At 46.8% G+C, this 14,311-nt stretch carries 13 protein-coding genes; 9 read left to right on the top strand and 4 right to left on the bottom strand.

From position 1 onward, the window contains the following. Nucleotides 1-45: 45 nt before the first annotated feature. Entirely contained in the window at nt 46-483 is a 438-nt protein-coding gene (locus B2U10_RS02275) for a universal stress protein (protein ID WP_029342342.1), read from the bottom strand. Nucleotides 484-637: 154 nt separating this feature from the next. Between B2U10_RS02275 and B2U10_RS02270 the strand changes: the two genes are divergently transcribed. Beyond that, nucleotides 638-1,363, top strand: coding sequence for an SDR family oxidoreductase (locus B2U10_RS02270; protein ID WP_290785354.1), 726 nt, complete (start codon nt 638-640; stop codon nt 1,361-1,363). A 46-nt stretch (nt 1,364-1,409) separates the two neighbouring features. Here B2U10_RS02270 and B2U10_RS02265 read toward each other — a convergent pair whose 3' ends face one another. Continuing rightward, nucleotides 1,410-2,513: a M24 family metallopeptidase gene (locus B2U10_RS02265; RefSeq protein ID WP_035406247.1), complete on the bottom strand. Its 1,104-nt coding sequence runs from the start codon at nt 2,511-2,513 to the stop codon at nt 1,410-1,412. Between the two features lie 155 nt (nt 2,514-2,668). Here B2U10_RS02265 and B2U10_RS02260 point away from each other — a divergent pair, with 155 nt between their 5' ends. After that, entirely contained in the window at nt 2,669-3,979 is a 1,311-nt protein-coding gene (locus B2U10_RS02260) for a DRTGG domain-containing protein (RefSeq protein WP_023469046.1), read from the top strand. Nucleotides 3,980-4,031: 52 nt separating this feature from the next. Here the strand turns inward: B2U10_RS02260 and B2U10_RS02255 are convergent, their stop codons facing one another. Then, nucleotides 4,032-4,340, bottom strand: a complete 309-nt coding sequence (locus B2U10_RS02255) for a YtpI family protein (RefSeq protein WP_035406252.1) — start codon at nt 4,338-4,340, stop codon at nt 4,032-4,034. 63 nt (nt 4,341-4,403) lie between these two features. Here B2U10_RS02255 and B2U10_RS02250 point away from each other — a divergent pair, with 63 nt between their 5' ends. Beyond that, the gene (locus B2U10_RS02250) at nt 4,404-5,339 is read left to right on the top strand and encodes a DHH family phosphoesterase (RefSeq protein WP_290785350.1); all 936 of its coding nucleotides are present in this window, start codon (nt 4,404-4,406) and stop codon (nt 5,337-5,339) included. 65 nt (nt 5,340-5,404) lie between these two features. Here B2U10_RS02250 and B2U10_RS02245 read toward each other — a convergent pair whose 3' ends face one another. Next, nucleotides 5,405-5,599, bottom strand: coding sequence for a hypothetical protein (locus B2U10_RS02245; protein ID WP_035406258.1), 195 nt, complete (start codon nt 5,597-5,599; stop codon nt 5,405-5,407). A gap of 145 nt (nt 5,600-5,744) precedes the next feature. Between B2U10_RS02245 and dnaE the strand changes: the two genes are divergently transcribed. The 6 genes from dnaE to pyk all read left to right on the top strand — a co-directional run bounded on the left by dnaE (nt 5,745) and on the right by pyk (nt 14,260). Beyond that, nucleotides 5,745-8,906 (top strand): DNA polymerase III subunit alpha, encoded by a 3,162-nt coding sequence (gene dnaE, locus B2U10_RS02240; RefSeq protein WP_290785347.1) that lies wholly within the window; start codon nt 5,745-5,747, stop codon nt 8,904-8,906. Nucleotides 8,907-9,008: 102 nt separating this feature from the next. Beyond that, nucleotides 9,009-9,527, top strand: a complete 519-nt coding sequence (locus B2U10_RS02235; protein WP_035406263.1) for a FadR/GntR family transcriptional regulator — start codon at nt 9,009-9,011, stop codon at nt 9,525-9,527. Between the two features lie 20 nt (nt 9,528-9,547). Next, complete coding sequence (accD, locus tag B2U10_RS02230; RefSeq protein ID WP_056062672.1) at nt 9,548-10,408, top strand: acetyl-CoA carboxylase, carboxyltransferase subunit beta; 861 nt, start codon at nt 9,548-9,550, stop codon at nt 10,406-10,408. Beyond that, on the top strand, nt 10,395-11,330 hold the full coding sequence (accA, locus tag B2U10_RS02225; protein ID WP_035406271.1) for an acetyl-CoA carboxylase carboxyl transferase subunit alpha: 936 nt from the start codon (nt 10,395-10,397) through the stop codon (nt 11,328-11,330). Before accD ends, accA begins: the two co-directional genes overlap by 14 nt. 147 nt (nt 11,331-11,477) lie before the next feature. Further along, a complete protein-coding gene (gene pfkA, locus B2U10_RS02220) occupies nt 11,478-12,446 on the top strand; it encodes a 6-phosphofructokinase (protein ID WP_035406276.1) in 969 nt (322 codons plus the stop codon). Nucleotides 12,447-12,511: 65 nt separating this feature from the next. Beyond that, a complete protein-coding gene (pyk, locus tag B2U10_RS02215) occupies nt 12,512-14,260 on the top strand; it encodes a pyruvate kinase (RefSeq protein ID WP_035406280.1) in 1,749 nt (582 codons plus the stop codon). Nucleotides 14,261-14,311: the final 51 nt, after the last annotated feature.

Here is a 14,311-nt window from a genome sequence, read left to right as displayed (position 1 = left end):
CTTTGAGATGAAGGGAGAGAGGCTTTTGTTTGAAAGAAGAGTGGTTCATAAACGAACGATCAAGACGTCACATTTTGCGTAACGCGTAATGCTTTCAGAGACACTACCGATGAAGAAACGCTCAACAGCGTTTAAGCCGGTCGCGCCACAGATGATTAAATCAGCATCGTGATTAGGAGCAAGTTTTTTGGCAATCGTGACTTTTGGAGAACCGTATTCAATTGCAACTTCGACTTCCTGTACACCGCGATCTTGAGCGGTCTTAACATATTCGTCTAGCAATTCCTTCGCGTAAGATTCAGCACGTTCCGTGATGGTACGGTCATATGCTTCTACTGTTGCGAACGTCCGTGTATCAATGACGTGTGCGATGATCAATTTTGCATCATTTCGCAATGAAACATCGATTGCCGTCTCGAAGGCACGTTCTGCCTCTTTTGAGCCATCTACTGCTACAAGTACATTATGATAGACGATTGCCATGATGAATCCATCCCTTCGTAATCGATATGATGAGTACACCCTAATTATACCATTCTCTTACTGGAAGCGGACGAAACATTCAACGAGTTCTAAAAATTGTCCTACCTTTCCATTCCGTCGTAAGATGGAGTCAGTGAAAGGGGGCGATGCCAAGATGAGGCACGCGTTAATTACAGCAGGTACAAAAGGACTGGGAGAACGAGTAACACGCCAGTTATTGGAAGAAGGATGGAAAGTAACAGCGTTCCATCGTTCTGAACCCGAGTTTACACATCCGAATCTTGTGACGATTCAAGCAGACGTGACGAACCAAGAAGAAGTGGAACACGCAGCTCAACAAGCGATTAACGAGCAAGGTCGGATTGATGCGTTGATACTTAATGCAGGACCATATATATTCGAGCGGAAAGCATTAGTAGATTATAGCGATCAAGAATGGAATGAAGTCATTACCGGGAATCTGACCGCTAGTTTCTGGTTGTTACGTCAAGTATTACCCATCATGCGTAAGCAAGCCTATGGTCGAATCATCACGTATGGTTTTCCGGAAAGTGCGACAGCGCCAGGATGGGTGTGCCGGGCGGCGTTCGCTGCTGCTAAAAGCGGGATGGTGAGTTTGACGAAGAGTGTGGCGCTTGAAGAGGCAGAGCACGGCATTACGGTCAACATGGTCAATCCGGGGAACATCGTCGGTGATAACAAGACGAAACGGATTTCCGAAGCAGAGCAAGATGAAGAAACACCAGTCGGAAGAACGGGTGTCGGGGAAGATATCGCTCGCGCCATCTCCTTCTTACTCGCAGAAGAATCAAGTATGATCACAGGTGCGATTCTTGATGTGACAGGGGGCGTCAATGTCGTCCATCAATCCCGTAAGTAAATAAAAAACACCTAATCCATCGCTTGGATTAGGTGTTTTTACTGATTTAAGATGATGGAATCGATTGAAGGTGTTTTGGTGTGCGAGTTAACGCAACCGGACCTTCCGCAGTAAGATGGATATCATCTTCGATCCGGACGCCGCCGACTCCGGGAACATAGATACCTGGTTCGAGCGTGTAGACGATACCAGCTTCAGCCGTCAGTAAGTTGTTCGAAGCGAGGGACGGGAATTCGTGAACCTCGATTCCGAGTCCGTGACCAACGCGATGTGTGAAGTACTGACCGTAGCCAGCCTCTGTGATGACGTCGCGGGCTGCTTTATCCAACGAGCCGAGTGTCGTACCGATCTGACTCGCTTTTGTCGCGGCTTCAAGTGCTTGGCGGACCGTTTCATAGATTTTCGTCTGTTCTTCGCTTGCCTGACCATAAATGAAGGTCCGTGTAATGTCTGAACAGTAGCCTTTCCAAATGACACCGAGATCGAATAGGACGAAATCGCCTTCTTGGATGACGCGGTCACCTGGGACACCGTGTGGATCAGCACTGTTTGCACCAAATAGGACAAGCGTATCGAACGACATCTCGCGGACGCCTTTTTTCTTCATTTCATATTCGATTTCCGCAATGACTTCGATTTCCGTGATACCTGGACGGATCGCTTGTTTACCGATTTCGATCGCTTCATCCGCAAGTGCTGCTGCTTCTTGAAGGATAGCAATTTCTTCCGGTGTTTTCTTCAAGCGAAGCGCTTGTAAGGACTCACCAATATCAAGAATGGCTGCATTTTCAAGATGTGAGCTCAGTTCTTGATATCGACTAAACGTCATATGTTCACCTTCAATACCGATCCGATTGTTTGAATGTTCAAATGTCTTGAATAATTCAGCTAAACGATCGAATGGATTTTCATGATCCTCATACGTGACGACGTCTCCTTCCCAAGGACTCGCTGCAACGATACTTGCTTCGAGTGCCGGACAGAATAATACATGTTTGCCGGTTACATCAACGAGGACTGCCATGACACGTTCGTGTGGTTCTGCGTAGACTCCTGAAAAGTAAAAGACATTCGCCTTTGAAGTAATGACGGCTAAATCGATTCCTTGTTCTTTCAAGAAAGCACTAATGTAATTCGTACGTTCGCTCATATGTGACTCCACCTCTCTACTCATTTTCTACATAAGTATACCATCGTCCGATTCGAAAAACATTTATCGTAAATCAGACTAGTACACGTTTTCATCTTTGGAGTAGTACAGTATAATGACAGGAGAGTAGAAAAAAGGAAAAGAAGGGATACAGTATGCCTACGAAACACGAACAGATCATTCGACATATCGAAGATCTTGATGTCGGAACGAAGATTTCCGTCCGACAAATCGCGAAGGACTTGACCGTATCCGAAGGAACGGCCTATCGCGCCATCAAGGAAGCGGAGAATCTTGGGTTCGTCTCGACGATCGAACGAGTCGGAACGATTCGAATCAAAAAGAAACAAAAAGAAAATATTGAGAAGCTGACATTCGCGGAGGTCGTGAATATCGTCGATGGTCAAGTTCTCGGTGGAAGAAACGGATTACACAAGACATTGACGAAATTCGTCATTGGCGCAATGAAGCTTGAAGCGATGATGCGTTACATCGATGTCGACAGTCTCGTCATCATCGGGAACCGTGAAAAAGCACACGAACTCGTGCTTGAAGCAGGGGCCGCTGTATTGATCACTGGTGGATTTGATACAACGGAGGATGCAAAACGATTGGCGGATGAGATGGAGTTGCCCATCATTTCGACGTCATACGATACATTTACGGTCGCAACGATGATCAACCGAGCGATTTATGATCGATTGATCAAAAAAGAAATCTTACTCGTCTCGGATATCTTAATTCCTTTACATGATACGTTCTATTTACAGACGACGGATCCGATTTCACGTTGGCACGAGTTGAACGAACAGACGAAACACAATCGTTATCCTGTCATCGATGAACAAATGAAGGTCGTCGGTGTCGTGACGGCGAAGGACATCATTGACCGTCCACATGACTGGGCTGTTGAAAAAGTCATGACGCGGCATCCAATTACGGTCGGCATTCGAACGAGTGTCACGAATTCTGCGCATCAGATGGTATGGGAAGGAATCGAAATGTTACCGGTCATTGACCAGTATGGGCGATTGCTTGGGATCATTAGCCGTCAAGATGTCCTCAAGGCGTTGCAACTAGCGAATCGCCAGCCGCAGGTCGGGGAGACATTCGATGATCTGATCACAGGGCAGATTAAAGCGGCAGAGGACGAACGGGGACCGTACTTATCCCTTGAGGTTTCTCCACAAATGACGAATTTCATGGGGACTGCTTCAAGTGGTGTATTGACGACGCTTCTCGTCGAAGGGGCGACGCGAATGTTGCGTCACATGAAGAAAGGTGACCTTGTCATTGAAAACGTCAGCATCTATTTCATTAAACCTGTTCAGATCGAGAGCACGGTAACGATCCGGGCCAATGTCTTTGACGTTGGTCGGAAATTCGGGAAAGTCGATGTCGAAATGTATCAAGGTACACAAATCGTTGCGAAAGCACTCGTGACTTCGCAACTCATCGATCGTTAAGTGAATACAAAAAGAACCGAAGTCGATTGACTTCGGTTCCTCTGAATCTCGCTCAGGATTGCTCCATCTCACGGACGACATATGGATAAATCTTTTTGTAACGGATGAATCCAGCGATGAATGAAGCAACACCGACGACGATTAAAATAGAACAGACCACTTTTCCGACGAGTGTCGTTAATCCGTTCCCGGAAACGAACTGGTTGACGGCAAATAGGATGACGAACAGACTCAACCAAATGCTCGCTTGTGTATTGAACAAGTATTTTCGGTTCGTGCTTTTCGTATGGAACGCGCGGCGTTTTGCTAACAAATACCCACCAAGCGAGAAAACGATGAGGGCGATGAGGATGAATTGCATATTAAAAGGACCTCCTTTTTGTCTTCATCTAGTATCATATCAAGATTAGAGGAGCTGTGCACAGTGAAAGAGCAAATCAAACAAATGATTGAAGCTGCAAATACGATCATCATTCATCGTCATGAACGACCGGATCCCGATGCACTCGGTAGTCAGTTCGGCTTACAATTGACATTGCAACACCAGTTTCCTGAAAAAACAGTCTTGTCGGCAGGTGAGATGGCGACATCATTGTCATTTATGGGGAAGCTCGATCAGGTAGAAGACGAGTTATACAAAGAGGCGTTAGTCGTGATTTTGGATACGGCGAATCAAGCACGTATTGACGGGAAGGTCGCGATGACAGGAAAAGACGTCATTAAAATCGACCATCATCCCGATGAGGATCCATACGCGTCAGTGCAACTCGTCGATACGACGATGAGTTCGACATCGGAACTGCTCGTTCATCTATTGAATGAATGGGGATACGACATTCCGGCATCAGCTGCTATTCAATTCTATGCGGGAATCGTAGGTGACACGGGACGTTTTCAATTCCGTGGTACGACGAAACGAACGTTTGAAGTCGCGGCGCAATTGATTGATGCAGGGATTGATACAGATTGGTTGTATCGCAATATGTACCAAACAGAACTGGCGGCGCTTCATCTACAAGGATATGTTCTTCAACATCTCCAATTGACGGATCAAGGCGTCGGTTATGTCGTCTTGACACAGGATACATTGAAGCAATTTGGAGCAACGGTCGAACAAGCATCGTTACTCGTCAATAGTTTTGCCGGTTTACAAGGAATGAAGTGCTGGGCGCTGTTCCTCGAAACGGATATGGAAGTTCGCGTCCGAATTCGCTCGAAGGGTCCAGTCATCAATGAAGTAGCAAAAGAATTCAATGGCGGTGGACATCCAATGGCGTCTGGTGCGACGATTGAACAGTTAAGTGAAGTCGAACGTGTCGTTAATCGTCTGAATGAGGTCGCTGCGAACTTCCAGTTTTAAATGGAAAAAAGGCTGCTCGGTCTCATTCCTCTCATGAGGAAGCGGAGCGAACAGCCTTTTTATGCTTATTTCGTTTTTGTTTCTTCTTGCGGAATGAACCATACGCCACGATCGGTGTGGTCTTCAATGACATTCAGTTGAAGTTCAGCGACCGACTTGCGAATCTTCTCAGCGATTTCTTCCGTTTCAGTAAAAGCAGTAACACCTAACTTTAGTTGTTCAACCTTTTCACGTGCGATTTGACTACGATTCAAAATCATGAGAAATGCTCCTTCCGTACCCGTCATGATATTTCTATACTTATTGTAGCGAATAATAAATCAGATGGCGAGTACTTGAGTTAGTTAGATATGAATGTTCTGAAAACTTTTTAAGCTTTCATCAGAAGAGAGAGGAGAATAGAAGATGCACTTAAATGTCCGGACACAATATAGTCCCTTACAAAGTTTGATTCGAATCGAGACGTACCTCGATGAGCTTGTTCATCGTCAGCTTGGACGAGCGATCATCTGTGAAACGACATTAACCGGAGTTCCGGCATTCATCGAGGCGTGTCAGCGTCGACAGTTACAACCGGTCATTGGCTGGGAACAGCGAATCGAGGAAGAAGACTGTTGTATCTTGTGGTTTGCTTTTTCTTCTGATGGCTTACGGCAATTGTACCGATTAGCTAGTGAACAACCGGTTATTGAAGCCTCATCGCTCATTGCGGTGCTCGTTCCGCTTCGTCAGGCATCGGAAGATATGACACGTCTACGTCGTTCCGTCGTGCAGTGGATGGGACACGTTCAAGGGGCGCGTACATATATGGGAGTGACTTCGAGTCGCTCGACGGTCGAGCGAGAGAGTCGCATGCGTTATCGGGAAGTAGCCGCATCACTCGGTGTAGAGACAATCCCGGTCGATCCTGTCCGTTATCTTCATCGAGCTGAAGCCCCAGCTTATCAAGCAATACGTGCGATCCGTGAAGCAACGACGTTCCAAGATCAAAAAACAGATCGTCTGATGCATTTAAAGACTCGAGAAGAGTTACTCGAAGACTTTACGGAGCGAGAAATCACGATGGCTGAGCAATTTGCCGCGACATCTGAACGCTTAGAATTACCGTTCCAGCAACGTCCATTACCACGCGTCGCAGAAGATTCGAATGCGATGCTGCGGACGCATGCTGAAGAAGGATTACTGGCACACGGTCATGAAAGTAAAGAAGCGGAGGAACGGCTCGCCTATGAACTGTCCGTCATCGAACAAACCGGATTTGCTGATTATTTCTTGATCGTCGAGGAACTTATTCGACGAGCAAAGGCGAAAGGCATTCATGTTGGACCTGGTCGTGGGTCGGCAGCAGGCTCTCTCGTTAGTTATGCGCTTGGAATCACGACGGTTGATCCGTTGAAATATGGATTACTCTTTGAGCGGTTTTTGAATCCAGAGCGGATTTCGATGCCGGATATCGATATTGATATCGAAGATGAACGACGCGAAGAGGTATTAGAAGATCTTGTGATGCGTTACGGAAAAGACCATGTCGCCCAAATCGGGACCTTATCAACGCTTGGTGCCAAAGCCGCTCTGCGAGACGTCGGACGAACGCTGGAGTTTTCAAAAGATGAACTGGATGCTGCAGTCAAGCAGCTTGGAAAATCGACGACGTTACAAGGAATCGAACAAAATAAACAGACGTATCGCTGGTTCTCTGGAAGTGAAAAACGTCGACAACTCTTACAGCTAGCGCAAGCAGTCGAAGGTCTCCCGCGACAACGTTCGGTTCACGCAGCCGGCGTCGTCATCGGGTCAGAGAATCTCGTCGAGACGACACCCTTAGAGACAGGACCGAACGAGCGATACGTGACGCAGTTCCTGATGCAAGCATTAGAACGTCAAGGATTACTGAAGATTGACTTGCTGGGACTGCGCAATCTTAGTCGTTTGCGTCGGATGGAAGAATTGATTCGAAGAGAACACCCCTCTTTTACGCTATCGCAAATTCCAGAAGAAGATCGTGCGACGTTCCAAGTCTTTGCCCGCGCTGAGACGGATGATATCTTCCAATTCGAATCACCAGGCATGAAACAAACATTGCGAGAAGTGAAACCGAATCGATTTGAAGATTTGGTCGCCACGATGTCGCTCTATCGTCCAGGACCGATGAAATTCATTGATCTGTATGCAAAACGAAAAGCCGGTCAACCTTATCAGATGGTACATCCTGTATTAGAAGAGGTGCTGGCGTCGACATATGGCATCATCGTCTACCAAGAGCAAGTCATGGAAATCACACGCCGAGTGGCTGGTTTTACGCTTGCTCAAGCAGATATATTACGACGTGCGATTTCCAAGAAGAGTACGGATTCGCTCGAACAGGAACGTCTCCATTTTTTAGAAGGTGCACGAACGAATGGATTCGATGATACAGTAGCACATTCACTTTATGAACAAATCGAACGTTTTGCCGGATATGGATTTAACCGAAGTCATGCAGTCGCCTACTCAAAGATTAGTTATGCCCTTGGGTATATCAAAGCGCATTTCCCGCAAATTTTCTTTCTCGTTTCGGTGGAACAACCGGAACGCCTCGTCCGGTTGATGCGCGAACGACGTCTCCCTGTCCTATCACCGGACGTCTGGATTTCCGATTATCGTTCTTCACTAGAGGGAAAGGGGATTCGACTTGGAATCCATGTGATTAAAGGTATTTCCGAGCGAGAGTTCGAACGGTTAAAAGAAGCGTCGAAGCACACGGCGACGATCGCCGATCTATTGACTCATGTCGGATGGGGTAAAAAGGAACGAGCAAAAATTGAATTACTACTTTATAGTGGCGCATTAGACCGAGCGACGCACGGCGATCGTGGACTCGCTGAACAAGAGGTGCTCGAGTACTTCACGGAATCATCGAATACCTTATTACCGGACGAACTGGCAATCCTCGGGAAACGTCGGACACAGAAGTCATTGAAACGAAGCGATTCCGACTGGGCACGCCTGGAACGAGATGCACTCGGATTCTGGTTAACGTATTCTCCTTTGACGACAGCGATGAAAGCACCGGTCGAATCTGCTTATTTTCATGATCTTAGTGTCGGAGCAGACACGCATTATTTAATCTGCTATATTGATCAAATCCGAGAATTCAAGACGAAACGCGGTCAAGAGATGGCGGTCATTCAAGCGGTCGATGGGTATTCAAATGAAGAAGTCGTCGTATTCCCAAGTCAGTATGAGCGGTTCCATCGTTCTCTTTATTTAGGGAATGTCTTATTGATCGAGTTAAAGGTTCAAGATCGTGAAGGGGAGCGTCAATTCATTTTGGAACGGCTCCGGCCACTCGGACAAGATGTATTGTTCGTCAAGCTAACATCAAAAAATGAGCTAGCCACACTCGAACAATTGTTAGAAGCTGCGCCAGGCGATATTCCAGTCGTCGTTCGCTACGCTGATTCACGCGAGACGAAATCGTTACCGCCACTTTATGCGGTTCGGCATGATGAGGAATTATTAGCTCGTCTACGTATGCAGTTTGGTGAGGATCATGTTGTCCTGAAAAATGTGCCTCGCTCAAACTAGTAGTAGGTAATAAGATTTGTTATAATAAAGGGTAATTGGTCTGACCAATGCCACCGATTAAAGCAACCGACTGAAGGGTCAGAAAGGTGGTGCCGTATCGATATGGAGAAGAAACGAAATGCGTTTGAAGCCAATATCGCGGCGATTAAATTGATGATCGAACAAGATGGATTAGTTCCAGGAGACCGAATCCCATCGGAACGGGAACTGGCAGAACGACTATCCATCAGCCGACCGTCCGTACGAGAAGCATTACGGACGCTCGCTTATTTAGGCATCGTCGAGACACGGCACGGAGGCGGAAGCTTTCTGTTGAACCGTGACGATCATACCTATATTCAAATCATCGCTCAATTCTTAGTGACTGGCGATTCGAAGTTCGAAGACTTGGCAGGAACGCTCCGCTTGCTTGAGCAAGCAGCGCTCGCGCAGCTGGATGACCTTTCGGTGCTTGCACCAGTCGTTGCATCCGATGCAGCGTTTCGTGAGACGTTGATTCAGACGGTCGATAACGATCTGTTTGAACGAATCTGGCGACAAGTCAATGCCTTCCATAAAAGCTTCGGTCAAGGGGAACTCTATACGCAAGTGGAACGGGAACAACTCTTGAACCGCCCATAGATGACAAGGGGGAACTGAACGTGCAAGCATTTTTTCGAAAACCTAAAAAGTTCGTCACGTTGACTTCAAAGGAGCAACGTGTCGATGTGCCTGTTGGCTTAATGACAAAATGTCCGAAATGTAAATTGATCCAATATACGAAACAACTAGAAGCGAACCTACGCGTCTGTTCATGTGGATATCATCATCCATTGACTGCGCAAGAACGTTTTACGCAATTATTTGATGAAGGTTCGGTAACATATTTTGATCTGCCAGCAGTTCAAGCGGATCCCCTCGGATTTGAGGACTATCCGGAAAAATTAAAAGGAGATCAAGTCAGAACGGGTCTTAAGGAAGCGATCGTCTGTGGCGTCGGGAATGTGAATGGTCACCCACTCGTCGCTTGTGTCATGGATGCGCGATTCCGGATGGGCTCGATGGGAGCTGCCGTTGGTGCTGCAATTTCTGAAGCTGTTCGTTACGCGACGAAACATCGTCTACCTGTCACGATATTCTCTGCTTCAGGTGGGGCACGGATGCAAGAAGGAATGGTCAGTCTCATGCAGATGGCGAAATCGAGTCTCTTTTTAAAACAGCATTCAGATGCAGGGTTACTCTATATTTCTTGTATGACCCATCCGACAACCGGTGGTGTATCAGCAAGTTTTGCGATGCTCGGTGATTTCAACATTGCTGAACCGGGTGCGTTGATTGGATTTGCAGGTCGACGGATCATCGAACAGACGATTCGTGAAAAACTACCGGAAGATTTCCAAACAGCAGAATTCTTATTGCAAGCAGGTCAACTGGACGATGTCGTATCACGACACGATCTGAAGACGTACTATACGCGAATCTTAAAGCTACATGCGGAGGGAACGAACCATGCAACCATTTGACCAACCAGTCATCGCGTTACGCGAAAAAATTCTTGAGCTTCATGACATGGCGGAAACGCAAGGACTTGACTTCAAGGAAGAACTGCAACTTCTTGAAGAACGCCTTCATCGGTTAGAACTCGATATTTACGGGAATATGAAAGCGTGGAATCGTGTTCAGTTGGCACGTCATCCAGAACGTCCAACGACACTCGATTACATTGAATCGATTTGTGAAGATTTCATCGAACTGCATGGTGATCGTCATGGGTATGATGATGCAGCAATCGTCGGTGGAATCGGAACGCTGAATGGTCGTCCCGTGACGATCATCGGTCATCAACGCGGAAAAGATACAAAAGAGAACATTCGTCGTAACTTCGGGATGCCACATCCAGAAGGGTACCGGAAAGCACTGCGTCTCATGCAACAAGCGGAAAAATTCAACCGACCGATCATTACGTTCATTGACACGAAAGGAGCATATCCAGGACGTGCGGCAGAAGAACGCGGTCAAAGTGAAGCCATCGCGAAAAACTTGTTTGAGATGGCTGGGATGACTGTGCCAATCATCTCGATTGTCATTGGTGAAGGCGGTTCAGGTGGTGCTTTAGGAATCGGTGTTTGTGATCAACTCTTGATGCTTGAGAACTCGACGTATTCCGTTATCTCTCCTGAAGGTGCTGCAGCATTATTGTGGAAAGATGCGAGTCTTGCGGAAAAGGCTGCAGAATCGATGAAAATCACAGCACCTGATTTGTTACGCCTTGGAATCGCGGATGCTATCATTCCTGAAGTCATCGGAGGAGCACATCTTGATGTGTCATTACAGGCGGATAAACTAAAATCTGTCTTGGTACAGAAGCTCGAAACTTTGGTTCATCTGACCAAGGAAGAGCTCCTCGATCAACGGACCGAAAAATATCACCAAATTGGCACATAAGCACCATGTAATCGCTATCATGATTGATATTCCTCATTTCCGGAATTGATGATGAAAAAGATAGTGAAAGTTTATGCAATCTGCCCTGTTGTAAAACAAGAAAACAACGTGCTATTTTAGATTCAGATTAATGGAGAGGTGATTAACGTGAGTTTAAAACGGATTGCTGTCTTAACGAGTGGCGGCGATGCACCAGGTATGAACGCCGCGGTGCGTGCTGTCACGCGTAAAGCGATTTTTCATGGCTTAGAAGTATTCGGTGTCTACAACGGGTATCAAGGATTAATCAACGGGGACATCGTCCAGTTGAACCTTGGATCAGTCGGTGACATCATTCAACGAGGTGGAACGTTCCTACGTTCAGCACGTTGCCCTGAGTTCCGTACAGAAGAAGGACGAGCAAAAGCGGTCGTCAATCTTAAGAAATTTGAAATTGATGCACTCGTCGTCGTAGGCGGAGACGGGTCGTATCGTGGTGCCCAAAAATTGACTGGACTTGGCTTCCCGACAATCGGACTTCCAGGTACGATCGATAACGATATTCCTGGAACGGACTATACGATCGGTTTTGATACAGCGCTCAATACGGCGCTTGAAGCGATCGACAAAATCCGTGATACAGCATCGTCGCATGAGCGGACGTATGTCATTGAAGTCATGGGACGCGATGCGGGTGATATCGCATTATATGCAGGACTTGCTGGTGGAGCAGAATCGATTCTTGTTCCTGAACGTCCTGAAGATTTAAAAGAAGTCCTCGATCGCATTCAAAGTGGTGTCAACCGCGGTAAGAAACACTCGATCGTCATCGTCGCTGAAGGTGCAGGTCGTGCTCAGGACGTGGGAGACGCTATCGCAAAAGAAACAGGTCTCGATACACGCGTCACGGTTCTTGGTCACGTTCAACGTGGTGGAGCACCGACGGCAGCGGACCGTGTACTTGCAAGTCGGATGGGGGCACATGCCATCGAAATCCTACTTCAAGGAAAACAAGGACGTGTCGTAGGTGTACGTGGTGGCAAGATGATTGATCTCGATATCGATGAGGCACTCGACGCAAACAAACATGAGCTGGATCTTGAAATCCTTGAGCTTTCAAAACAGCTTTCAATTTAACGAACGTCGATAGGATTGGAATGGGCAAGAGAACTTGGCCAAACACCGTAGGAGGTTTATGGAATATGCGCAGAACTAAAATTGTATGTACGATCGGACCGGCGTCAGAAAAACGTCTCCCAGAAATGATCGAAGCAGGTATGAACGTCGCTCGTTTGAACTTCTCACACGGCGATTATGAAGAACACGGTGCACGAATCACAGATATCCGTCGTGCAGCAAAAGAAGCAAACAAAATCGTTACGATTCTTCTTGATACGAAAGGTCCAGAAATCCGGACGCATACGTTCGAAGATGGAAAAGCACTTCTCGTACGTGGACAAGAAGTCATCGTCGTCAGTGGTGACGCAAACGAAATCGTCGGAACAAAAGATAAGTTCTCTGTTACGTATGAAGGACTTTATGATGATGTCGAAGTTGGTTCGATGATCATGCTTGATGATGGTCTCATCGGTCTTCGTGTCGTTGAAAAACTTCCAAACCGTGAACTTCGTTGCTCTATCGAAAACGAAGGTGTCATCAAAACGAAAAAAGGTGTCAACTTGCCAAACGTGAAGGTTAACCTTCCTGCTTTGACAGATAAAGACGTAGCTGATATCGAATTCGGAATCAAGAGCGATGTCGACTTAATCGCACCATCATTCGTACGCCGTGCGTCTGACGTCGTTGCGATTCGCCAATTGCTTGAGAAAAACAATGCGACTCACATCAAAATCTTCCCGAAAATCGAGAACCAAGAAGGCGTCGATAACATCGAAGAAATTCTCGCGATTTCAGACGGTTTGATGGTAGCGCGTGGTGACCTCGGTATCGAGATCCCGACAGAGGACGTAACACCAACTCAAAAAGACTTGATCAAGCTTTGTAATGACTTTGGTAAACCGGTCATCACAGCAACACAAATGCTTGATTCAATGCAACGTTTCCCACGTCCAACACGTGCCGAAGCATCAGACGTCGCGAACGCGATTCTTGATGGTACGGATGCAATCATGCTTTCAGGTGAGACAGCAGCAGGGGACTACCCGATTGAATCTGTCAAAATGATGCACTCGATCGCAAAACGTACAGAAAAAATGCTCGACTACAAACTCTTGTTGAAAGATCGTCAAACTCGCAGTGAGCACACAGTAACGGATGCGATCGCTCAAGCCGTTACGCACACAGCAATCAACTTGGATGCAAAAGCAATCTTGACACCGACACAATCGGGCTACACAGCATCACGTATCTCGAAATACCGTCCGGAGCCGAACATCGTCGCTGTTACACCAAGCGCACGTGTCGCACGTCAGTTAAACATCGTATGGGGTGTGTATCCAATCGTCGTCGATCATCTCTCAGACAACACGGATGATATGTTGACACTTGCTGCAGATACAGCGAAAGATGCTGGTTTTGTTACAGACGGTGACCTCGTCGTCATCTCGGCTGGTATCCCTGCTTTGACTGCTGGTACAACGAACATGCTAAAAGTTCACATCGTTGGTAAAGAGATCGCAAACGGTCGCGGAATCGGCGAACGTGGTGTTGTTGGTGAAGTCGTCATCGCAAACAATGCTGAAGAAGCAAATGCGAAAGCGAAACCAGGCATGATCCTCGTTACGAACTCAACAGATCGTGACATGATGCCTGCAATCGAATTGGCTGCAGCAATGATCACAGTAGATGGTGGATTGACTAGCCATGCTGGTATCGTTGGACCATCACTCGGTAAACCGGTCATCGTTGGTGTTGAAAATGCATTGACAGTCTTCAAAGACGGTCAAATGATCTCAATCGATCCATTGACAGGTAAACTGTATAACGCATAATTCATTCATGACGGACGTGACTTAGGTCATGTCCGTCTTTTTTTCATGAGG

Source organism: Exiguobacterium sp. UBA7533, from assembly GCF_002479335.1.
Lineage (GTDB): Bacteria > Bacillota > Bacilli > Exiguobacteriales > Exiguobacteriaceae > Exiguobacterium_A.
Note: the sequence above shows the minus strand (reverse complement) of the source record. Positions and strands in the feature narration are given on the sequence as shown.

Coding starts and splice junctions, on each gene's coding strand:
- B2U10_RS02235 (WP_035406263.1), top strand. CDS start 9,009: ATGGAGAAGAAACGAAATGCGTTTGAAGCCAATATCGCGGCGATTAAA.
- B2U10_RS02260 (WP_023469046.1), top strand. CDS start 2,669: ATGCCTACGAAACACGAACAGATCATTCGACATATCGAAGATCTTGAT.
- dnaE (WP_290785347.1), top strand. CDS start 5,745: ATGCACTTAAATGTCCGGACACAATATAGTCCCTTACAAAGTTTGATT.
- B2U10_RS02255 (WP_035406252.1), bottom strand. CDS start 4,340: ATGCAATTCATCCTCATCGCCCTCATCGTTTTCTCGCTTGGTGGGTAT.
- B2U10_RS02245 (WP_035406258.1), bottom strand. CDS start 5,599: ATGATTTTGAATCGTAGTCAAATCGCACGTGAAAAGGTTGAACAACTA.
- B2U10_RS02265 (WP_035406247.1), bottom strand. CDS start 2,513: ATGAGCGAACGTACGAATTACATTAGTGCTTTCTTGAAAGAACAAGGA.
- pyk (WP_035406280.1), top strand. CDS start 12,512: ATGCGCAGAACTAAAATTGTATGTACGATCGGACCGGCGTCAGAAAAA.
- B2U10_RS02270 (WP_290785354.1), top strand. CDS start 638: ATGAGGCACGCGTTAATTACAGCAGGTACAAAAGGACTGGGAGAACGA.
- B2U10_RS02275 (WP_029342342.1), bottom strand. CDS start 483: ATGGCAATCGTCTATCATAATGTACTTGTAGCAGTAGATGGCTCAAAA.
- accA (WP_035406271.1), top strand. CDS start 10,395: ATGCAACCATTTGACCAACCAGTCATCGCGTTACGCGAAAAAATTCTT.